Here is a 21,222-nt window from a genome sequence, read left to right as displayed (position 1 = left end):
GCTGCCGCTCTTTTCCATGATGGTCGCCTGGGCGTCGGGGAGTCTTGATGCTTTTATATTATTTTTTAATGCAGCGGCAGGAAAATTATAACTTTTAGAGAAATAAACAAATAGAACATATGTTTTGATAGAAGGGACAGAGGCTGCTGCTATGAGTGGTGAGTCTAAACTTTTTAGAGATCCTATTCATGGATTTATTGAGGTAGAGTCGGACATTTTACCGCTCTTAAATACTAAAGAGTTTCAACGGCTGCGCAGGCTGACCCAACTGGGCGTTACATCCCTGGTTTACCCTGGAGCGGAACATTCCCGTTTCGGGCATTCTTTAGGAACTATGCATTTATTTAGACGGATAGCAAAAAGATGGCGGGAGAAGGGTATGGATTTAACGGAAGAAGAGGAAAAGGCCGGGATAGTTACAGCTTTGTTACATGACATAGGTCACGGTCCCTTTTCTCATGTAGTGGAGAAATTCCTAACCGCCAAAAAGAAACATGAAAAATGGACCGTTGAGATTGTTTCTGACTCCACTGAAATCAATAAGTGTCTACGCACAATTTCTCAAAATTTACCTGAGCAAGTGGCAAAAATAATGAAACATGATCCGGAATTTAAAGTTGTAAGCAGCTTACTTTCCAGCCAGCTAGATGTGGACAGAATGGACTATCTTTTAAGGGACGCATATTATACAGGAACTAGTTATGGAAAATATGATCTGGACAGATTAATAGAAAAGATTGCACGGAACAAGGATAGAGTATTTATAGCAAGAGGCGGTTTGCATGCGGCTGAGCAGTTTATTTTCTCCCGATATTATGCATATTGGCAGGTTTATTTCCATCAAACGACACGGGGTTTCGAAAAGCTGCTGCAAAAAATTTGGCAGCGTGCTTATGAATTATTTACCGAAGGGCATTTAAGCGACATTGATATTGTATCCTCGTTAAGGCCGTTTTTTGGCGAATCCGAAATTAGTTTGGAGCAATATTTACAGGTAGATAACAGTGACTTCTATCAACAAATAAAACATTGGGCTAATCACTCTGATCCGATACTGTCAGACCTGGCTCAAAGGTTCTTAAAAAGACAGCCTTTCAAAGCATTTATATTTCCAAAAGATTTTTCTTTGGACTATTTGAATAGAGTGCAACAAGTTATTGAAAATCATGGATACGACCCAAGATATTATATTTTAGAGGACACTACTTCCGATGTGGCTTATGATTATTATACCAGGGAGGAAGATGATGAACAAAAACCTGAAATACTGATTGAAGATGAACAGGATGGCCGGATTAAAGAAATAAGTAAGGTTAGTGATCCGATAAAAGCAATTGCCAGTCACCGGCGGGCGGTAATGCGGATTTACGTTCCTGATAAAATTTGTCATGATGAGCTTAAAAAACTTAATTGAATATTATATTTTATAGTTGAAGTGAGGGGAGAGAATGTTTGAAATCCATCAAAATTTGCTGCGACTTTTCGGATTGTTGGGCAAAGTTAGCGGAAGAAAAAAATTGCAAAAAATAGTTTATATTACTCAAAAGGCGGGAGTCAACCTAAATGAAGATTTTAGCTATCATTACTATGGTCCTTACTCAGAATCATTAAGTAATAAGATTAAAGAACTGGTAGTCATGGGGTTAATTAAAGAAGAAATTGAACGCACAGCCTACGGCTATCCCCAGTATACTTATTCGCTGACTGATAAAGGCCGAGAACTTTTGGAGCTGTTTTCTGTAGAAGGCTTTACTCAACAGCAAAGAAAGTTGATTTTAACACTTAACCAATACGACTCTAGGTTTTTGGAATTGGTAGCTACTATGTGGTTTTTACTTGAAAAAGGATATACTCGGGAAAAAGCTGAGGAAGAGATTTGCACCCAATTAAAACCTGACCAAAATTATAGGCATGAAGAGGTAACACAGGCATTTGAAGTAATTACAGGTTTAACCCTTAATTAGCTTTTTTCTAACCCTAGAGTTATTTAAAAAGTTCTGAAAAGCCGCCAACGGGCGGCTTTAAACATAGGTCGCTTGGCCATAGTATACTCCCCATAAATCTCTCCTACTTTTTTTTTTTAAATCCGAGTCCGGGTCTGTTGATATTTAATGCTTTATTATTATCACTATTTCAGTACAATAATATTTAAGGACGGTCAAGTCCATGAGCAAATTGACCCATCTGGATTACCAGGCGTGCAACAGGATAATTAAAAGTTTTGAAGAGCATAACATAATTTACTCCAATGGGTTGAAGAGAAACACTAAAGAATTTTGAATTTTGAATTATGAATTGAACCTTAAATTTTCCGGACAGAGGTGTGATTTTTGCGAATTACTAGGGAAGACTGTCATGTTCACCGCTGGCTTTATCTTATCTTGCCTGCGGCGTTTATCCTGAGGCTCCTCTGGGTGCTGAATGTCAAGACGGCGCCGGTGTTTGATTTTTTGAAGTATCATTTGGGGGCCATGTCCATTGCCCAGGGCATGGGGTATAAGCTCTACGGCAGCCCCACAGCCTTTGAGCCCATCGGCTACCCGGCCTTTTTGGCGCTTTTATACTCCACCATAGCCCCGCGGCTAATTGTGCCCAAGCTGATGAACGTGCTGATGTCCCTGGGCATTATTGTGCTGGCATATTTTTTAGGCAAGCGGCTCTTCAACAAAACTGTGGGTGTTTTGACCGCCGCTTTTTTGGCTTTATCGCCCCGGAACATTGCGTATACCAGCGTGCTGTCCAACGAGATTTTCTTCACTTTCTTTTTTCTGCTGGCTTTGCTGATTATAGTCAGCAGGGGTGACAGGAAATGGAGTGGGCCGGTGCTGGGGGTGGTAAGCGGTATCCTGGCTTTGACCAAGCCGTTTATGCTGCTTTTCCCCGGGGTATTGTTTTTAATTGACTGGGTGTGGAGGGGGAGTCTCGGGGCCAGCCTCAAAAAGGCGGCGGTCATCGCCCTTTTTACTCTGCTTGCCATCAGCCCCTGGACTGTCAGGAATTACATTGTTTTCAAGGAATTTATCCCTATCTCCACCAACGGGGGCATTACCCTCTACCTGAATAACAACCCCTATGCCAACGGCCACTGGCAGGACCCCTTCAAGTTTCCCAACAGCCCCTTGGCCAAGTATAAAAACGAGGAGACCGGTTTTTGGGACGAGCTGGCGGTGGACAAGCTGGGCAAGCAACTGGCCAGGGAGTGGATTTTGGAGCATCCGGGAGAGTTTATCCGGCTGGGCTTTAAGAAGCTCTACTATGTCTATAACGATGCCTGGGATGTGTACTACGCGGTGGAGCAGCTGACTGACGGTAAGCCCCTGGCCAACCGGACCTGGGTCTACAGGACAGCCCGCTATGCCTATTACGCTTTATTGGGTATGCTGGCGCTGTATCTGCTGGTTCTGCCCCGGGCGTTGTGGCGCGGCGAGAAGGTGAAGAGCCACTTGGTGCTCTTAATTAATATAGCCTTTTTTTCCGGGATTTACTTTGTCTTTGAAGGCCAGCCCCGGTACATCTTCCCCTTGCTGCCGCTCTTTGCCATGATGGCCGCCTGGGCGGTGGGGAGTATTTTTGCCGGGAATCACTTTTCGAGAACATAGGAAAACGGACAAGATTTTTTGTAAAAATATGGATTTTGAAATTTGATATGCTAAAATATGATTAAGTCATAATATGCTTGGAGTGAAATAATTGGGTACCATGGCTAAAAGATACAGTCTTTCTGAGAAAGAAAAAGAGCTGATATTGGACGTTATCAAAGGAATGTTGCTGCAACATCCTCAGATTAGCTTTGTTTATCTACATGGTTCGTTTCTTTTGGAAGAATGCTTTGCGGATATTGATTTGGCAGTATATCTCAATAGCCTGAAGAATGTAGATAAAGCTAAAGTTACCGAATATGAGATTAGGCTTGAAATGGAATTGGAAAAGGCCATAAACTACCCAGTGGACCTGCGGGTATTGAATTTTGCCCCTCTGTCATTTAAATATGGGGTAATTAAAAAAGGAACATTGCTTTTTGAAACAGATGAAGAGCATAGAGCTTCATTTCAAGAAAGGACATTAGATTTGTACTTTGATTTTGAGCCATACCGAAAACGCTATTTTAAGGAGGCCTTGGGCTTTGAAATATGATTACGATAAAATGAAAAAATTAATCGTTGAATTGGTCACAGCTCGCGGCCGTCTCGCCGAATTGGCCGGTCTTCAGGAGCATGAGTTTATCAATAACCCCCACATGGTCGCCAGTGCTAAGTACCATTTTATAGTTGCAATTGAATCCATTATTGATATTTGTAATCATTTAATTGCCAAAAACAAGCTGCGTGTTCCTGAAGACTATGGTGATACCTTTAAAATTTTGGGTGAGGCAGGCTTTTTCAGCGTGGAGTTTATGGATACCTTAACAGCTATGGCCAAGTTCAGGAACAGGCTGGTACATGTTTATTGGGATGTAGACAGTGCTCAGCTGTATAGCATTCTCTTAACTGATTTAAAAGATCTGGATCACTTTATTGAGTTAATAAAGCAAGAACTTATTTTAAAATAGCTGCAGTTTAGATAGCTTTAGGTTTTTTCTCATGTAAGCGAATATTTTGGAATATGTGTGTTGTTTTTCTGCTGATCGAACATGTTTTTTTCCACAACTAAGTCGTTTCCGTTTGGGAGCGGCTTTTTTGTTTTTGCTTGTCACCCGGTACAATGAAGACAAGTTCAAGGCGAGGAGGTGAGAAACATGGCAGTAGTAGTAACTCCGGTGCAGTCGGTGCTCCGCCTGGTAGTGCAGACCGGTACCGACGGCAGTGGGAACCCGGTCTACAGAAACCGGTCCTACAGCAGGGTCAAGCCGCTGATGCCAGAGCAGGAAGTGTATGATGTGGCGGTGGCAATTGCCGGGCTGCAGACCAACCCCCTGCATGCGGTGCAGCTCATCGGCACCAGTGACCTGGCCCAGGTCTAACATGTACATCCGGGTAATTTAGCGGAAAGGGGGTGAACCCATGCTTACCAAGAGGCTGGAGATGATATTCCGGAACGCCGGGGGCGGCAGGACCACCATCTCGGTGCTGGACCCCAAGGACACCTTAACTGAGGCGGAAGTCCAGGCTGCCATGCAGACCATAATCACCAAAAACATTTTTGAAACTTCCGGAGGTGATTTGGTGGGAATAATCGGCGCCAGGGTAGTGACCACCGATGTCACTGACTTGATTGCAGGGTAAAAAGCTATTAGCCGTCAGCTGCCAGCCATCAGCTTAAAAAAAGTGAAAGCTGATGGCTGCGCCATAAGACATGACGGCAGCACTATATTATTTTATTCATCGGCTACTGGCTTTTAGACGTCAAGCTTGGTGTTGAACAAGCTGATAGCTGAAAGCTGGCGGCTGAATGCTAAGTGAGGTGAAAGCATTGTCAGAGGTCAGTTTTTTAACTTTTAGTCAGCCCAAGAAAATGAAATGTGAGTGTTGTGACCGGAGTACTTTTATAGAGGTGAAGATGTTTGTGGCAAGGGAAGGAAGGCTGGTGGGCGATCTGGAGCTGTGCTCCTCCTGTGCGGAGCTTTTGCAGCAGGCGGTGGCCCGAGAAAATGTGGTCCGGGAGTGGGACTTTTCCAGTGGGGGTGAGTCGCTTGGATAGCATGCTGGCCCAGGTAGCCAATTACGGTTTTCCCATGGTGGTGGCAATTTATCTGTTGGTGCGGGTGGAGAAGAAGCTGGACGATTTGACGGCGGCAATTACCAGTTTGGAAAGGGCGATTGAAAATGGCGCTGCGTAGGACCCATATTATCCTGCACCATACCGGGGCGGAGGAGAAGGATGCCCGGCAGGTCAGGCGGTATCACCTGAGCAAAGGCTGGCGGGATGTGGGCTATAACTTCATCATCGAACGGGATGGGCGGGTAGTCCGAGGAAGATCGCTGGCCATGCCGGGCGCCCACTGCGCCGCAAGCGGGATGAATTACCGGGGAATAGGCGTTGCGGTAATAGGCAATATGGAAAATCGCCGGCTGACGGAGGAACAATTCCTGGCGCTGCGGCGTCTAATAAGCAGCATTATGGAAGAATATGGCATAGCATGGGAAAATGTGCTGTTGCACCGGGATGTCCCGGGAGCCAGGACCAGGTGCCCTGGGAAGTATTTTCCCGAGGTCGGGGCGCTGCAGTCTAATGAGTATGGATAACATCAGCCGTCAGCTAACAGCCGTCAGCCGTCAGCTGTCAGCCGTCAGCCGTCAGCTAACAGCCGTCAGCCGTCAGCTGTCAGCCGTCAGCCGAAAGCTCAAGCCTTTGGTCCTTTGATATATGGATTCCTCTGAGACTGGTGACTGAGGACTGGGGACTGAGGCAGCTTTAAAGGATACTATAGAATATTGACTACAAACATATGTTCGATTATAATCAAAAGGGAAAAACAGGGAGGTGGTGGTACTATGGAGGTACTTAAACTGCAGGAACTGTTGCCAAGACTTAATGGCTTCTTTCCTGTCACGGGGGAGGACGGGGGAAACTACACGCAGCTCTGGTTAAATGGCGGGGAAAAGATGGGACTGCACAAAAAAACCAAGACTGTACTGACGGAGCTGGCCAAGTTCTTTGCCAAAGACGTTACGCTGATTAAAAAACAAGCTGCCGGGGTGTTGGGGTACTCTAAGGACCTGCCATTGCTCCTCACTCCCCAGCTGGTTTTGATCCCGGTGAAGGTGCGGGAAGCGAGCTTCAAGGATGAAGGTACCCTGGGCTATGCCATTTTCCAAAATATTGAGACGGTGCAGCCGGTTAAAGAAGGAATTTATAAAGCCAGTCTTACTTTTTATGACGGCAGCAGCCTCTTCACATTGAATACGGTGCATAAACTGCGGCAGAAGCTGAATGAGGCGGTGGATTTAATTAAAGCCGAAAATAGGCGGGTCAACCTGGGCGTAAGGTTTGAATCGCTGCTGGCATGTGAAGAGAGTTTTTTGGACAGATACCGTTTGTAACAAGATTGTTCCCAAAAGAAAAATTAAAGGGAAAATGCCCTAAATGTTGAATAATGGTAGAAATTGAGTGGTTAATTGTAGGCTGATATTGGATGCAGGGCCTTTTCGGAGGCTCCTAAATTAAAATGGGAAACGTATTTAAGGGAAAGGGGTAATAAAGATGGAAACTGTTTTAAATCAGATCCTGAAGAAGTTAGCTTTGAGGTCTCTGCAGCAGGAGACACTGATCCAGGACCTGAGACTTAAGTAATTAAACACATACAGGATTTTGGCTGCTCATGTCGAAATTCTCCTTAAATAAAATATATTGGGGGTAATTTTTTTGGCAAAAAACAAGCTCAGGATTAGTTGTTGGTTTCTCATGGCAGTATTTTTCTTTAGTTTCCTGGCGCTTCCCTCGGGACAGGCCCAGGCAGCGGATAATTCCGACAGCCAGGTTTTAAATGAAGTTAGGAAATATATCGTTGAGAATTTTGTCCGTCCCGTAGATGCGGCCCAGTTGAACCAGGATTCTGTGTACGGCATGGTCTATAGTTTACAAGATCCCTACAGCGTCTATTTTTCAGCCAAAGAATTTGCGGAGTTTCAGGATTCTACCGACCAAACCTTTAGCGGCGTCGGCATGCAGGTGGAGTTGATTAATAACTTTGTAACCGTTGTGGCGCCCCTGAAAAATACCCCTGCTTCCCGGGGAGGAGTAAAGAGCGGCGATAAAATAATCGCTGTAGATGGCGAAGATGTGGTGGGCAAGCCCTTGGACTACGTGGTTGGTTTAATCAGGGGAGTGCCGGGCACTGCTGTGGTCCTCACCATCCAGCGGGAAGGGGAAAAAGAACCTCTCATTTTGTCTTTGACCCGGGAGCAAATCCAGCTGGAAGTGGTAGAGTCCAAATTGCTGGAGGACAGCATTGGTTACATCCGGTTAACCACATTTTCTTCCAATGCTGATGATGAGTTTGACGCGGCTATTGCAGATTTAAAGCTCAAAGGGATGCGGGCCCTGGTCTTTGACCTGCGGCACAACCCCGGGGGATATCTGACATCGGGCCTCAGCATTGCCTCCGATTTTGCGCCAAAAGACAGCATCCTGCTCCATGTGGTTGGCAGGGACGGCATCAAGAACAGCTACAAGTCCCTTTCCCCGGCTTTGGGTATTCCCACCGTTGTGCTGGTGGATAAAGGCAGTGCCAGCGCTTCCGAAATAGTGGCCGGCGCCATCCAGGACCTGGGCGCGGGCAAATTGGTAGGGACCCAGACCTTTGGCAAAGCTTCGGTGCAGACGGTCTTCAGGCTTTCCAACGGCGGGGCGCTTAAGCTCACTACCGCCAAGTACCTCACACCCAAGGAGCGGGAGATCCACGGCGTAGGGCTGACTCCTGACTATGTGGTGGAAGGGGAAGAGGCGCAGCTGGCCAAGGCCGTGGAGCTTTTAAAAGATGAGCTGGCAAAACTTCCCCCGGAAAAAGAGCCTCTCAAGATAACTTTGGCTTTAAACAAAAAAGAGGCGCAAGTGGGGCAAAAAGCAGTGGCCTTGGATGCCATCCCTTACCTGAGAAACGGCAGGACCCTGGTGCCGCTGCGCTTCATGGCGGAAGCTTTCGGCAGCCAGGTAAGCTGGGATAAAAGCAAGCAGGCAGTTGTAATTGTGTCCGGGGGAAAACGCATTGTGCTGTCTCCCGGTGAGCCCAAGGCCCTGATAGACGGCAAGGAAGTTAAGCTGGAAGCGCCGGCTGAACTGGTCAACGGCAGGTCTTTCGTGCCCCTGCGCTTTATCTCCGAGTCTTTGGGAGCAAGGGTGGATTTTAGCAGCGCCAAGCAGGAAATATACATAGTGAAGTAATCAGCCCGGGGAACTTTCCCCGGTTTTTTTACGTCAAATTTACAGGAATATTTTAGCAGGAAGTAGAAAGATATTATATTGTCGTCGTCAGCAGACTAGCAGTGGCTGACAGCTGATGGCTGACGATTAGCGACTCGACCGAAGGTCGTAGCTGTTGATTGACTACAGGGGAATACAAGCACCAAAGGACCGAAGATTAAAGCTTACCTTCGATAGCTGACGGCTGACAGCTGACAGCTGATTCTAACAACTAACAACCAGCAACTAACAACTAATAATATTGGGAGGTTGGAAGTGTGAAGAAATTTTTCATTTTTCTTGTGGTGACTGCCCTGACATTGGGGGTGGTGACTTCCGCCCGGGCGGGGCAAATTTTTCCTGATGTGAAAAGCGGTCACTGGGCGGAAAAGGATATTGCCAAAATGAAGGCCAAAGGGATAGTGGCCGGTTTTTCCGACGGCTATCACCCGGGCGAGCCTGTTACCCGTGAGCAGGCTATAGTAATGATTGTCAAAGCCATGGGGAAAGAGCAGGAGGCAAAGGGTAAAACGCTGCCTGCTACCTTTAAAAATGCTGACAAAGTGAGCAGTTGGGCCAAAGAGCCGCTGGCACTGGCGGTGCAGGAAGGGATAGTCAGCGGCGGCGATTTGCTTGATTTTCGCCCCAAGGAGGCTGCCAAGCGCTATGAAATGGCCGTTTTCATCGGACGGGCCTTAGGCTTTACCGCTGCAGATATCGGCACCAAAAAGCCCGGTTTCAAGGATGCTTCCCAGATACCCGGCTGGGCCCAGGGTTATGTGGCCGCAGTGGTAGAGGAAGGCGTGATGAGCGGTCTGAATGACGGCACTTTCAGGCCCAACGATTCTTTGAACAGGGCCCAAATGGCATCCCTCCTGGCCAGCCTGGATAAAAAGCTGGACAGGCTAAGCAATTCTACTTTAAGGGGAGAGGTTTTCTCCGTCAGTTCCACTTCCAATTCCCTCTTGGTTAAAAACAGCTCCGGTCTGATTCAAACCGTGCAACTGGCCAAGGATGCTTATATTTACAAAAACAAGAGCATTTCCCTGAGCGGGCTGGCTAAGGGCGACCAGGTGCTGGCGGTGCTGAACGGCCAGAATGAGGCACTTTTTGTAGAAGTTGTTGAAGGTGGGCTGCCGGCCGCCACCGAGCAGATTATCAGCGGTACCATTAAAACAGTGCAGCAGGGCAGTCCGGCAGCTGTCACCATTAAACACAGCGCCGGCGAATCCACTTTTACAGTGGACGCTTCTGCCCAGCTCTTCATTGACAACGAAGGCATCAGCCCTTCCGGGCTGGCCGCCGGTCAGGAAGTGACGGTGGTGGTTAAAAACGGCAAAATTGAAAAATTGACCGGTAGGACCCTGGAACGGGAGATCACAGGGGAAATCAAGCTGATTACCCGGGGCAGCACCGTTACCCTGAAAATTAAAGAAGACAGCGGCAGTGAAAACAATTATACTTTAGGTGATGCAGCGGAAGTTTACCTCGACTACAAGGAGGCCGGCGCAGCCGACCTGTTTGTGGGGCAAAAGGTGATCATGAAAGTAAAGGGGTTGGATATAAACAAGATCTATGCCTCCAGCGTTAAGTGGGAAGCGGCGGGTAAACTGGTCAGTGTGGCATTCGCTCCTGAAGAAACCATAACCATCGAAGATGAGGACGGGAAAAAGGAAACCTATAAACTTGCTAAGGATGCCCGGGTCCGCCGCAACTCCAATACAGTTTCCCTGAGGGATTTGGTCCCCGGAGATAAAGTGGAACTGGAGTTGGAAAACAACAAAGTCAACTACGTTTATGCCGAAAAGGTGGAGTCAGAAGCGGCGGGCCGGGTGAAAGCCATTACCATAGCCAGCAGTTCCAGCATTACCATTACTACATCCGATAATAATGAAGAAACTTACAAGATATCAGCGCAGGCTGAAATCAGAAAGGACAGGAAACGCATTGATCTCACCCAGATTAAAGTGGGCGATTATGTGGAGCTGGAGCTGGAAGGCGAACTGGTCACTAAAATGGATGTGGAAGCCCGCTTCGTGCAGACTTATTACGTGGGGAAAATCGAAAACATCAATGCCAAATCCAAAGTGCTGGTTCTTAAGACAGATGAGGAAAATGACGAATACAAGCAGGTGTTTATCAGCTCCGGCACATACATCATCAAGTTCGATGATGATATTTCTTTTTCCGACTTGGAGGAAGAGGATGAGGTTATCGCCGTAGGGGAATATGAAGCAGGGGTATTTAACGCCAGCTCCATCATTGTGATTGGGAGCAGGGAGTAAACATTTATCCGCTATGGTATAATTGTCTTTTGGATTTATTTTCGAAGGGGGTAATGGAACTTGACCGACAGGGAAATACTTGAACTGCTCTTAAAAAAAATTACGGGCGTTGAACAGGATGTCTATGATTTAAAAAGCCAAGTAACAAAGCTTAACGCAAAAATGGAAGCAGTCTTCGAAGAAGTTGCGGGCCTTTCCGAATTCAGGACATAGACCCGCAGGAAAAACACAGATTGGAATTGATAGTGTCAAGGCATGAAGCGGATATCCAGTTGCTCAAAAAAGTGGTTGGGAGATAGAACCGGAAATAAACATATTAAATGAGCCCTACGGGCTCTTTTTTGCTGCAGAAATGTTTGCAAAAAAATAACAGAAAAAGTACAGGCGTGGAATTGACAACTGTTTTTATACAGTATACAATGCAGTTATGAATCTGACCGACCGGTCGGTTTTGAAAACACTGAGGAATGTGGGGGAAGTTTATGAAGAAGCAAGCGTACATACTCTTAGTGGCTTTAATATTTGCGGCTCTTGCCGCTAGCGGCTGCGGGCAGGAAAAAAAGACCGGGGCCCAGGAACCTGCACTAGTCCCCGTGGAGGTGGCCAAGGTTGTCCAGGGCAGCGTGGAGATTGCCGATAACGTGACCGGCAAAATCACCCCAAGCCTGGAGGTCAACGTGGTGCCCAAAATCGGCGGCAAGGTGGCCAAGGTAAATGTAAAGGTGGGTGACCGGGTAAAAGCGGGCCAGGTCCTGGCGGAGCTGGATACTTCGGAAATAGCCGCTCAGGTAAAACAGGCTGAAGCTGCGCTGGTTTCGGCCAAGGGGGCCATAGCTATTGCCGAAGCCCAGTACAAGTCAGCCAAAGACAACCTGGACAGGATGGAATACCTCTATGAGCAAGGGGGAATTTCCAAGCAGCAGCTGGATGGGGCCCGTACCCAGTATGACGTGGCCCAGGCCCAGTTGAATAACGCTAAAAACGGCAGCGTCCAGCAGGCGGAGGCGGCCCTGGAACTGGCCCGCACTCAGCTGGAGAATGCTGTAATTACCGCACCTGCTGCCGGGATTGTGGCAGCAGTCAACGTGGAACCGGGGGAATTGGCCGCGCCCAGCATGCCGGTGGTGAGCATTGTGGATGTAAACACGGTATTGGCTGAATTCAACCTAAGCGAAGGCCAGGTGGGGCTGGTGAAAAAGGGCGCTCAGATGCCGGTCTTGGTAAAAACGGCAGGGGATAAGCCTGTGACCGGCAGGGTTACTGAAATCAGCCCGGTGGCTGACCCCAGGACTAAGTCCTTTGCTGTGAAACTCTCTATAGCCAACAAAGAACAGCTGCTTAAACCAGGAATGACAGCGGAAATAAAATTGACTTTGGATGAGGCCCAAAAAGCCCTGGTGATACCGGTCCAGTCCATTATGGAACAGGAGGAAGGCCGGATCGTCTACGTGGTTAACGGTGATACTGCAGAGGCAAGAAAAATCACTGTAATCCTGGAAAATGAAACCCAGGCGGCCGTTAAGGGTGAGCTGGCTGCCGGCGAGGAAGTTGTAACCGTGGGCAAGGAACAGCTCCAGGACAAAGCCAAGGTCAAGGTGGTTGGCGGGAGGGAAAAATAATGCGTCTGTCTGATTTTTCGGTAAACCGCCCCGTCACTGTACTGATGTGCGTGCTGGTAGTGCTGATTTTGGGGGTGGTGTCACTCACTAACCTGAACGTTGATTTGTTCCCGGAACTGAACTTTCCCGTGGCAATGGTCATGGCTAATTATGAAGGGGCGGGCCCCCAGGAAGTGGAGAACCTGGTGACCAAGCCCTTGGAATCGGTGCTCGGCACCGTAAACAATGTGAAAAACATTCAATCCCATTCGCTGGTGGGCCAGGCTATTATTGTCCTGGAATTTGAATGGGGCACCGATATGGATTTTGCCACCCTGCAGATGCGGGAGAAGGTTGATCTGGTCAAGCGCTGGCTCCCTGCAGAGGTGGAGCAGCCTACCGTCTTTAAGATGGACCCCAACCTGATGCCCATCATGCAGTTTGCCATGACCGGCGACATGCCCATGGCTGATCTGAAGAAGCTGGCGGAAGATAAGATTGTCAGCAGACTGGAGCGTTTGCCAGGTGTGGCGGCGGCCCAGATCTCCGGGGGCAGGGAGCGGGAGATCCAGGTGAAACTGGACCCGGTGAAGCTTGACTATTATGGCATAACTTTCACCCAGGTGGCCCAGGCCCTGCAAATGGACAACATGAATATGTCGGGAGGTAAGGTAGGCAAGGGCAACCAGGACCTCCTGGTACGGGTTACCGGGGAATTCCAAAGCGCCGGGGATGTGGGCGAAGTGATGCTTGCCACACCCCAGGGCGCCCAGGTCCGGGTTAAGGATATCGGCCAGGTGATTGACGGCTACAAGGAGTTAAGCGTTATCGGCCGGACCGACGGCAAGGAGAGCATCACCTTTAACATCAGGAAGCAGACTACCGCCAACACCGTCAAGGTTTCCCAGGCTGTGAACAAAGCTTTGGCTGAGCTAAGGAAACAACTGCCCGACAACGTCAAGCTGGTTACCATCTGGGATTCTGCCGAGTTTATCCAGACTTCAATTAATAATGTGGTGGACAATATCATCATCGGGGGCATTTTGGCCGTTGTAGTGCTGTTTCTTTTCCTGCGCAACATGCGCAGTACCTTGATCATCGGCATTTCTATGCCCATCTCCATCATCGCCACCTTCATTTTGATGTATTTCGGTCATCTGACTTTAAACATCATGTCCCTGGGTGGATTAGCCCTGGGCGTGGGGATGATGGTGGATAACAGCATTGTTATTTTGGAAAATATTTTCCGCCACCGGGAGGAGGGCCTGGACAGGATCGAAGCTTCCAAATTCGGGGCCAGCGAGGTGGCCAATGCCATTATCGCTTCGACCCTGACTACCATTGCCGTGTTTTTCCCCATCGTCTTCGTGGAGGGGATTGCGGCCCAGATTTTTAAGCAGCTGGCTTTGACAATTTCCTTTTCCCTGATAGCGTCGCTCCTGGTAGCTTTAACTTTGATCCCTATGCTCTCGTCCAAAATGCTGGCAGTCACTCCTGTCAACGAGGGCATACATAAGAGTAAGGGGCAGGCGCTGTATTACAAAATGTTTACCAGAACAGGGGCCTGGTTAAATGCCCTGGATAATGCTTACCGCAGGCTGCTGCACTGGGCCCTGACCCACAGGCGCCGGGTAGTGGTGATCGTGACCCTGCTGGTGCTGGCCAGCATTGGTCTGGCGCCCCTGGTGGGGGCGGAATTTATCCCCGCCATGGACCAGGGCTATATCTCCATTGATGTAACTTTGCCTTACGGCTCCAAGCTGGAGGAAACCGAAAAGGTCGTGAGCCGGATTGAGCAGATCCTCAACAAGATTCCGGAAGTGAAAGTGGTGGCCTCCAGCGTAGGCAGCGCCAGCGGCGACCTGGGGGGGCTTTCCATCGGCAACCCGGAAAACGGTAAGATCGATCTGGCTTTGAAGTCCTGGAAGGAGCGGACCAGGTCAACGCAGGAAGTGGCTGACCAAATCCGTCACGAAATAAAGGATATCGCCGGTGCGGAAATAACCGTTACCGTTGGCGACTCGGCTTCCAGCATGGGCTTTTCCACGTCCCCGGTGGAAGTGGTAATCAAAGGCGATGATTTAAAGGTCCTGAATGACCTGGCCTCCCAGGTGAAGGGCGTCCTGGAAGGGATAGAGGGGACCAGGGAAGTCCAGTCCAGCATGGAAGAAGGGCGTCCCGAGGTACAGGTGGTTATTGACCGGCAGAAGGCGGCAGCTTACGGCCTGAATGCGGCCCAGGTGGCCGGCGCCACCAGGGGCGCTGTCCAGGGACAGGTGGTAACCAGGTACCGGACTGACGGCGATGAGATCGATATCCGGGTTATGCTGCCTGAGGAAAAAAGGCGGAACCTCCAGGATTTAAGCAGCCTGACTGTTGCTGGCGCGACGGGTGTTCAGGTGCCTCTTTCGGAAGTGGCGGAACTTAAAATACTTAAAGGGCCTAACACTATTGAACGGAGAAACCAGGTACGGACTGTGGTTGTAACTTCCCAAATTGCCGGCCGGGACTTAAACAGCATAACCAAAGAGGCCCAGGAGAAGATCAACTCCCTGGCTTTTCCACCGGGGTATGAGGTGGAGTTCGGCGGGGCAGCCAAACAGATGGCCGAGTCCTTCGGGGATCTGACCCTGGCTTTGGTGCTGGCCATTGTGCTGGTTTATATGGTTATGGCGGCCCAATTTGAATCCCTCTTCCACCCCTTTGTCATCATGTTCTCCATGCCGGTGACTATTATCGGAGTAGTTTTAGGCCTGTTAGTTACCGGCAGGACCTTCAGCGTGGTTGCCTTTGTAGGGGTGATTATGCTGGCCGGTATTGTGGTGAACAACGCCATTGTGTTAATCGACTATATCAACGTCCTGCGCAGAAGGGGAATGGAGCGGACCGAGGCAATCCTAAAGGCCGGGCCCACCAGGCTCCGTCCCATCCTGATGACAACTTTGACCACGGTTTTGGGCATGCTGCCCCTGGCCATGGGCATCGGTGAAGGGGGCGAAGCCCGGGCCCCCATGGGCGTGGTAGTAATAGGCGGATTAATGACTTCCACCCTCTTGACGCTGATCTTCGTCCCCGTGGTCTACTCCATCTTCGATGACTGGGGGAAAAAGCTCGCAGGCAGACGGAAAAAAGGCGTGGAGGTTTCAAAGACCGGCCCTGTTGTGGAAGGATAATATGATGATATAAGTAAGTGTTTGGCCAGCTATCAGCTATCAGCCATCAGCTTTCAGCTTTTTGTTTTTAATATTTTAGCTGTTGGCTGACAGCTGAAGGCTGCCGGCTAATATTTTTGGGGAGGTATTGATTTTGAAAAGGAAATTATGTGCATTGGCAGCCATAGTCCTGCTGGTGAGCATGCTCTCCGGCACTGCAGTGGCGGAAAACGGAGTGAGGAGCCTGACGCTGGAAGAGGCTATCAATTTGGCCATGGTGAACAATGACCAGGTGGAACTGAACCGGCTCAGCGTGGATAAGGCAAAACTTAAACTGGAGCAGGACAAGTATGCGGCGAAAAAGCTGGATGAGGATTTTGTGACTTCTTTCGATGCCGCTTATTTGAAATATATTCTGCCCGTAATCAGCCAGATGAATTTAACCCTGGCCGAGGCCAAGGCGAGGCTCAGCGACGATGCTTTGAAGCTGGAGGTGGAAAAAGCTTACTATGAGCTGCTCAAGAAACAGGCTGACTTGCAAAATGCCACCAATGCCCTGGACAGGGCCAAGGAGCAGCTGCGCATTGCCCAAGCAAGCTTCAAGGCAGGGGTATTGGCCAAAAGCGAAGTAATCGGGGCCGAGGTGCTGGTAGCTTCTAAGGAAGCAGCGCTCCTGACTGCACAAAACGAATATGACAAGGCCAATATGAGTCTGGCCAAGAGTCTGGGGCTGCCTTTGGATACAAAAATCGAGCCCGCCGGCACATTCAGCTTTGAGCCGGTAAAAATTGATTTGGCCAAGGAGATTGAAAAGGGCTTGCAGAATGATGTGGAAGTCATCGGCGCCCGGGAAGGGTTGAAAGTAGCGGAGGCTACTTTGGAACAGGCTAAGAGGTTTTATACTCCCAATGTCTTTATGTACCGGGAGGCGGAATACGGCCTGGAGGAAGCCAAAGTGACTTTGCGGCAAAAAGAAAAGGCGGTGGAACTGAAAATCCGCCAGGCGTACCTGGACCTGCAGTCGGCGGAAAAAGCATATCAGACGCTGGAAAAGAGCCTGGCTTCCGCCCGGGAGACCTACCGGGTAGCCAAACTGAAATTTGAAGCAGGCGTAGCCACCAGGCTGGAAATGGAAAAGGCTGCGGACAGTTTGAGCGAGCAGGAAGCCGGCGTGCAGGAAATGCTGTATAATTACAACCTGGCTGCTGCCCAGTTCCGCTATGGACTGTTCCTGGGTGGTTCAACTGCAGCAGCCGGCATGAGCACCGGAGCTATGGCTGCACCGGCGGGTGCCGCCGGCAGCACAGCTCCCTTCGGGGGCGGCATGTAATGAATGGTTGCTTTGACTGTTTCCAGGCTAACCCCGGGGATAAGAAGACCCAGATTATTGCTGCTGCCGCCAGAGTATTTGCCGAAAAGGGGTTTCACCCGGCCAAGGTGGAGGAGATTGCAGCTGCAGCCGGGGTCGGCAAGGGTACTGTTTACGAGTACTTTTCCAGCAAGGCCCAGCTCTACCGGGAGATGATGCGCTTTTATATAGAGAATTACTTAAGGTTTATCAGGGAGGGGCTGGATGTGGAGCAAACCGCAAGAGAGCAGGTTACTGCCATCATGCGGCTGCATCTGCAGTTCCTTTTAAAAAACAAAGGGATGTCGGAGCTCTCCATGGACGGCCATCCTCCTATTGACGCCGAAATGCGGGAATGGATTTATGTAAAAAAGGGTGAGATACTGCGCGGTTTGGCCGGTCTCTTGGAAAAAGGCATTGAGCGGGGAGAAATCAGGCCTTTCAACACCGCCGTAGCTGCCCAGGTGATTTTCGGCGCCATGATGAGCTTAAGCGGCGAAATTTTCTTAGCCCGGAAGGATGTTGATGTAGAAGAGATAATCAAGGAAACCGTGGAGATAATCTTCCAGGGCCTGCAGGTATAGGTCGGATATTGAAAAACCCCTCCGGCGAGCGTTTTTAGTTTGCGGCACTGCCGGTCATGCCGCTTGCGGCAGTAACCGGCCTGTGATAAAGCCAAAGCGACAGCGGCAGGTAGAAGAGGAGCTGGGCCAGGAGCCAGGGGTAGTACTTGGCCGCTCCGGCCCAGCCGGCGCCCATGACCAGCACGGCCCTGACACCGTTTACAAACGGTGACATGGGACAGAGATAGTGGAGGGGCAGCAGGTAAAAAGGGATCTGCTGTGCGGGCCAGGTATAGCCGGTAACGAAAAACAGCGGGGTGACGAAAAAGACGCTGAACTGCATGGCCCGTACTTCCTCCTTGGCAACAGTTGCCAGGAGTAGGCCGTAACAGGCAATAAGCATGCCATAAAAGACAGTTAGCCCAAAGAAATAACCGTAGCCGGCCCGGGACGGCAGCTTAAAAACAGTAATCGCTGCCAGGTAAGCCATATTGAGGGCGGCCACAGCAACAGCGGAAAAGACTAAAAGCCCGGCAGCCGTTTCCTTGATGTTTTGTGCCCGGTACCGGCGGGCAAAAGTGACGCCTATGGCTGACATCAAGAGGCTGAAGGCGCCTGCTCCCAGGATGCCGTAGGTCAAGTAATAGCTGTAGTTGTTTTGGGAGTTGTACAGCAGCTGCTCCTCAAAACCTACCAGCTGAGCAACATTTTCGGCTTCGAAAGGTAAGAGGCCTTTGCCTTCCAGAGTTTTAATTGAAATACCCCCGTTTATGGTTAACAGCATCTCGCTTGCCTTGGCGTAGGCGGTGTTGGCGATAATGTAGTTGCTGCCGTCCACCAGGAGCAATATTTCAGCCCCTTTTTGCCCCTTGATGTCCCGGGAAAAGCCGGGAGGAATTACCAGGGCGGCTTTGATACTGCCCTTTTTGAACAATGCCTGCAGTTCAGGGTAATTTTGCACTTGTTCTATGTAGAATTTGTCATTTTCCTGAAATTGGCGGATAACAGTGCGGCTTGTGCTCGAATTATCCAGGTCCAGCAACGCTGTAGGGATCCGGTCCACTGCCCCGGCTGCATAAAGAAAACCTATTAAGAGCACGACTAGAAGCAGCAAGGCGGCATTGCCGCACAGGGACTGGTTTTTGGGCAGCCCCTTGAGCTCTCTTTTAATCAGTTGGCTAAAGGTGCTTTTTTCCATGAGCAGCCCTTCTTTCCAAATATAATGAGGCAGGTGAGCAGGTAAAAAGCGACAGCCATGGCGCCCAGCACTGCCGCGCCCTGCCGGTAAAGAGGGGTTACCGCGCCGCTCAGCGCCAGTTCCCGTAAAGGATTGACGAAATAGGTCAGCGGTTCAATCTCTCCCAAAATCCTGATAGACCAGGGGATCTGGCTCAGGGGCCAGGTGTAGCCGGAGAGAATCAGCGCCGGTAGGGCCACCACGATGGCTGCCTGGCTGGCAGTGACCTGGCTGGGCAGGGCAGCGGAAAGCATCAGCCCCAGGGAAACAATGGCCAGGACAAAAAGGGCGGCAATGAGGAGCAGCGCCCAGAGGCTGCCTTTAAATGTTAACGGGTAAATCAAGAAGGCAACAGCCAGGCTAAGCAGCATTTCCGCGCAGCCCAGCAGGCTGTAGGCCGCTATTTTTCCCGCCACCAGCCCTGGGGACGGTCTGTGGCCTGAGCCGTTCAGGGAAACGGCCGCTAAAAGGATAATGGGGAAATGGGCTACAGCACCCACCAGCCCCCATAGCAAGAAGTCGCCGTAACTGCCCGATGGGTTGCCCAACTCTACGGAATGTATTTCCACCGGATTTGCGAGCTTAGTGGCTGCAGTTTCCGGGAAGCCTTTACCCTCCAGCACCTGGATGGCAACGCCGCCGTTAAAAGTAAGGATGATCTGGCTGGCTTTCTTTAAAGCGGTGGAGGATATGGCCATATTGCCGGCGTCGGCCAAAAGCCCCACTTTGGCCGGTTTTGTCTGCTTGACGCTGCTGCTGAATGCGGCAGGGACCACCAGGGCAAAATCTGCTTGTTCTGCGTCGATTAAATTTACCGCTTCCTGTACCGTTGCCGCCCGCCCCACCACCTTAAAGCTCTGGTTTTCAGAAAACTCCTGGACCAGGCGGCGGCTCAAGGCGCTCCCGTCCTGGTCAACTACCACCGTCCTGATATGCTGTACAGAGCCTTGACGGAAAAGCAGCCCGAAGTAGGCGGAAATTGTCACGGGAAGCACAAAGAGTAAAACTATTTTCCATTTGCTTCTGATTACAGCTTGTACTTCGCTTCGAATTATGCCCATCACAGCTGCACCACCCCTTTAGGGTTGTTTGGGAAACTGCACATAGGCAGTCATGCCCGGGTAAATTCTGGCCCCTTCCAGGTTATCCACCACTACTTTCACTTCATATGCCAGAATATCGCTTTCCTGGTTATTCAGCGCTTTTTTAGTGGCAAAGTCCGGCTTGGCCCCTATTTTTTTCACTGTGCCCTTGAAAACTTTATTCCCGGTCCCTGCAAACTTCACATTTACTTTTTGGCCCAGCCCTACTTGCCCCAGGTCTGTTTCCAACACCTTGAGGTTTAGCTCCAGGTGTTTTAAATCGGCAATAGTGGCAATGGGCATTCCGGTGGAGACCAGTTCTCCTTCTTTGCTGTTCAGCTCGGTTATTGTGCCGCTTTTGGGGGCCAGGACCCTGGTGTCGGCCAGCAGCGACTCGACTTCTGCCAAACCCGCTTTGGCTTCCTCGTATTTCTGCCTGGCCAGCTGCACCTGCAGCTTACCTGCGTTGGCGGCGGCTAAAGCTCCCTGGGCCTTATCGACCAACCCTGCAGCAGCCTCGATGTCTTCCTGCTCTGCCCCTTCCTTGGCCAGGGAATATTTTTGTTCCGCTATTTTAAGCTGGGCCTCTGCTTCGTCCTTTTTCTGCTGGGAGACAGCACCCTTTTCGTATAGTTTTGTTACCCGCTCATAAGTCTTTTGCATCATCTCAAAGTAAGTTTTGGCTTGCTCCAGTTCCTGGCTGCGGGCCCCTTTTTTGGCTTTTTCCAGCTGGGCCAGGGCTGCCTTATAGGCTCCTTCCGCCTGGGCCACATTGGAGTCGGCTATTTTCGACTGCAGTTCCACCGCTTCTTTGGCGGCTTTGACCTGGGCTTCCACCTGGGCCTTTTTGGCCAGCAGCTGGGAGTTGTCGATCTCGGCAATCAGGTCCCCTGCCTGCACCTCTTGGCCTTCTTCTATGTAAATCTTGGTGATTTTGCCCGGGATTTTGGTGTTTAAATCCACTTCTTCAGTCTCCACGATGCCGCTGACGATGAGTCCATTGTCCGGGTCAAAACCCCCGGTGCTGGCGGGAGTTTTTTCCCCGCAGCCCCCTAAGAATATGGTAAAGAGCAGCGGCAAAATTATGTAATGTACAGTCTTCTTCTGCTTCATCACCGG

21 protein-coding genes are annotated in these 21,222 nt (G+C 50.0%); 18 read left to right on the top strand and 3 right to left on the bottom strand.

Features of this window, described 5'->3' with window-relative positions; genetic code table 11:
• Nucleotides 1-151 precede the first annotated feature (151 nt).
• The 18 genes from EYS13_RS10955 (at nucleotide 152) to EYS13_RS10870 (ending at nucleotide 17,805) form a co-directional block, all read left to right on the top strand.
• Nucleotides 152-1,414 (top strand): HD domain-containing protein, encoded by a 1,263-nt coding sequence (locus tag EYS13_RS10955; protein WP_227762443.1) that lies wholly within the window; start codon nucleotides 152-154, stop codon nucleotides 1,412-1,414.
• A gap of 34 nt (nucleotides 1,415-1,448) precedes the next feature.
• On the top strand, nucleotides 1,449-1,964 hold the full coding sequence (locus EYS13_RS10950) for a YwgA family protein (RefSeq protein ID WP_227762442.1): 516 nt from the start codon (nucleotides 1,449-1,451) through the stop codon (nucleotides 1,962-1,964).
• Nucleotides 1,965-2,330: 366 nt separating this feature from the next.
• The gene (locus EYS13_RS10945) at nucleotides 2,331-3,599 is read left to right on the top strand and encodes an ArnT family glycosyltransferase (RefSeq protein ID WP_227762441.1); all 1,269 of its coding nucleotides are present in this window, start codon (nucleotides 2,331-2,333) and stop codon (nucleotides 3,597-3,599) included.
• Nucleotides 3,600-3,699: 100 nt separating this feature from the next.
• Nucleotides 3,700-4,134 carry a type VII toxin-antitoxin system MntA family adenylyltransferase antitoxin gene (gene mntA / locus EYS13_RS10940; protein WP_227767898.1) on the top strand — a complete coding sequence of 145 codons (435 nt, stop codon included), beginning with the start codon at nucleotides 3,700-3,702 and terminating at the stop codon, nucleotides 4,132-4,134.
• Nucleotides 4,124-4,549: a type VII toxin-antitoxin system HepT family RNase toxin gene (hepT, locus tag EYS13_RS10935; RefSeq protein WP_227762440.1), complete on the top strand. Its 426-nt coding sequence runs from the start codon at nucleotides 4,124-4,126 to the stop codon at nucleotides 4,547-4,549. Before mntA ends, hepT begins: the two co-directional genes overlap by 11 nt.
• Nucleotides 4,550-4,735: 186 nt before the next feature.
• On the top strand, nucleotides 4,736-4,960 hold the full coding sequence (locus EYS13_RS10930) for a DUF1659 domain-containing protein (protein ID WP_227762439.1): 225 nt from the start codon (nucleotides 4,736-4,738) through the stop codon (nucleotides 4,958-4,960).
• A gap of 40 nt (nucleotides 4,961-5,000) precedes the next feature.
• On the top strand, nucleotides 5,001-5,222 hold the full coding sequence (locus tag EYS13_RS10925; protein ID WP_227762438.1) for a DUF2922 domain-containing protein: 222 nt from the start codon (nucleotides 5,001-5,003) through the stop codon (nucleotides 5,220-5,222).
• Between the two features lie 166 nt (nucleotides 5,223-5,388).
• The gene (locus tag EYS13_RS10920; protein ID WP_227762437.1) at nucleotides 5,389-5,637 is read left to right on the top strand and encodes a hypothetical protein; all 249 of its coding nucleotides are present in this window, start codon (nucleotides 5,389-5,391) and stop codon (nucleotides 5,635-5,637) included.
• A gap of 1 nt (nucleotide 5,638) precedes the next feature.
• Nucleotides 5,639-5,776, top strand: coding sequence for a YvrJ family protein (locus EYS13_RS10915; RefSeq protein WP_277998277.1), 138 nt, complete (start codon nucleotides 5,639-5,641; stop codon nucleotides 5,774-5,776).
• Nucleotides 5,763-6,182 (top strand): peptidoglycan recognition protein family protein, encoded by a 420-nt coding sequence (locus EYS13_RS10910; RefSeq protein WP_227762435.1) that lies wholly within the window; start codon nucleotides 5,763-5,765, stop codon nucleotides 6,180-6,182. The genes EYS13_RS10915 and EYS13_RS10910 overlap by 14 nt, the downstream gene beginning before the upstream one ends.
• A 249-nt stretch (nucleotides 6,183-6,431) precedes the next feature.
• Nucleotides 6,432-6,980, top strand: coding sequence for a hypothetical protein (locus tag EYS13_RS10905; protein ID WP_227762434.1), 549 nt, complete (start codon nucleotides 6,432-6,434; stop codon nucleotides 6,978-6,980).
• A 322-nt stretch (nucleotides 6,981-7,302) separates the two neighbouring features.
• A complete protein-coding gene (locus EYS13_RS10900) occupies nucleotides 7,303-8,820 on the top strand; it encodes a S41 family peptidase (protein ID WP_227762433.1) in 1,518 nt (505 codons plus the stop codon).
• A 296-nt stretch (nucleotides 8,821-9,116) separates the two neighbouring features.
• On the top strand, nucleotides 9,117-11,123 hold the full coding sequence (locus EYS13_RS10895; RefSeq protein ID WP_227762432.1) for an S-layer homology domain-containing protein: 2,007 nt from the start codon (nucleotides 9,117-9,119) through the stop codon (nucleotides 11,121-11,123).
• 60 nt (nucleotides 11,124-11,183) lie between these two features.
• Nucleotides 11,184-11,336, top strand: coding sequence for a hypothetical protein (locus EYS13_RS10890; protein WP_227762431.1), 153 nt, complete (start codon nucleotides 11,184-11,186; stop codon nucleotides 11,334-11,336).
• Nucleotides 11,337-11,605: 269 nt separating this feature from the next.
• Entirely contained in the window at nucleotides 11,606-12,742 is a 1,137-nt protein-coding gene (locus EYS13_RS10885) for an efflux RND transporter periplasmic adaptor subunit (protein ID WP_227762430.1), read from the top strand.
• A complete protein-coding gene (locus EYS13_RS10880; RefSeq protein ID WP_227762429.1) occupies nucleotides 12,742-15,894 on the top strand; it encodes an efflux RND transporter permease subunit in 3,153 nt (1,050 codons plus the stop codon). Before EYS13_RS10885 ends, EYS13_RS10880 begins: the two co-directional genes overlap by 1 nt.
• Before the next feature lie 133 nt (nucleotides 15,895-16,027).
• A complete protein-coding gene (locus EYS13_RS10875; RefSeq protein ID WP_227762428.1) occupies nucleotides 16,028-17,203 on the top strand; it encodes a TolC family protein in 1,176 nt (391 codons plus the stop codon).
• Nucleotides 17,203-17,805, top strand: a complete 603-nt coding sequence (locus EYS13_RS10870) for a TetR/AcrR family transcriptional regulator (RefSeq protein WP_227762425.1) — start codon at nucleotides 17,203-17,205, stop codon at nucleotides 17,803-17,805. Before EYS13_RS10875 ends, EYS13_RS10870 begins: the two co-directional genes overlap by 1 nt.
• A 34-nt stretch (nucleotides 17,806-17,839) precedes the next feature.
• Here EYS13_RS10870 and EYS13_RS10865 read toward each other — a convergent pair whose 3' ends face one another.
• The 3 genes from EYS13_RS10865 to EYS13_RS10855 are packed head-to-tail and all read right to left on the bottom strand — an operon-like array spanning nucleotide 17,840 to nucleotide 21,216.
• Nucleotides 17,840-18,982, bottom strand: a complete 1,143-nt coding sequence (locus EYS13_RS10865) for an ABC transporter permease (RefSeq protein ID WP_227762424.1) — start codon at nucleotides 18,980-18,982, stop codon at nucleotides 17,840-17,842.
• The gene (locus tag EYS13_RS10860) at nucleotides 18,955-20,082 is read right to left on the bottom strand and encodes an ABC transporter permease (protein WP_227767896.1); all 1,128 of its coding nucleotides are present in this window, start codon (nucleotides 20,080-20,082) and stop codon (nucleotides 18,955-18,957) included. Before EYS13_RS10860 ends, EYS13_RS10865 begins: the two co-directional genes overlap by 28 nt.
• An 18-nt stretch (nucleotides 20,083-20,100) precedes the next feature.
• Nucleotides 20,101-21,216, bottom strand: a complete 1,116-nt coding sequence (locus EYS13_RS10855; protein ID WP_227762422.1) for an HlyD family secretion protein — start codon at nucleotides 21,214-21,216, stop codon at nucleotides 20,101-20,103.
• Between the last annotated feature and the right edge of the window lie 6 nt (nucleotides 21,217-21,222).

The organism is Zhaonella formicivorans (assembly GCF_004353525.1).
Classification (GTDB): Bacteria; Bacillota; DUOV01; order DUOV01; family Zhaonellaceae; genus Zhaonella; species Zhaonella formicivorans.
Note: the sequence above shows the minus strand (reverse complement) of the source record. Positions and strands in the feature narration are given on the sequence as shown.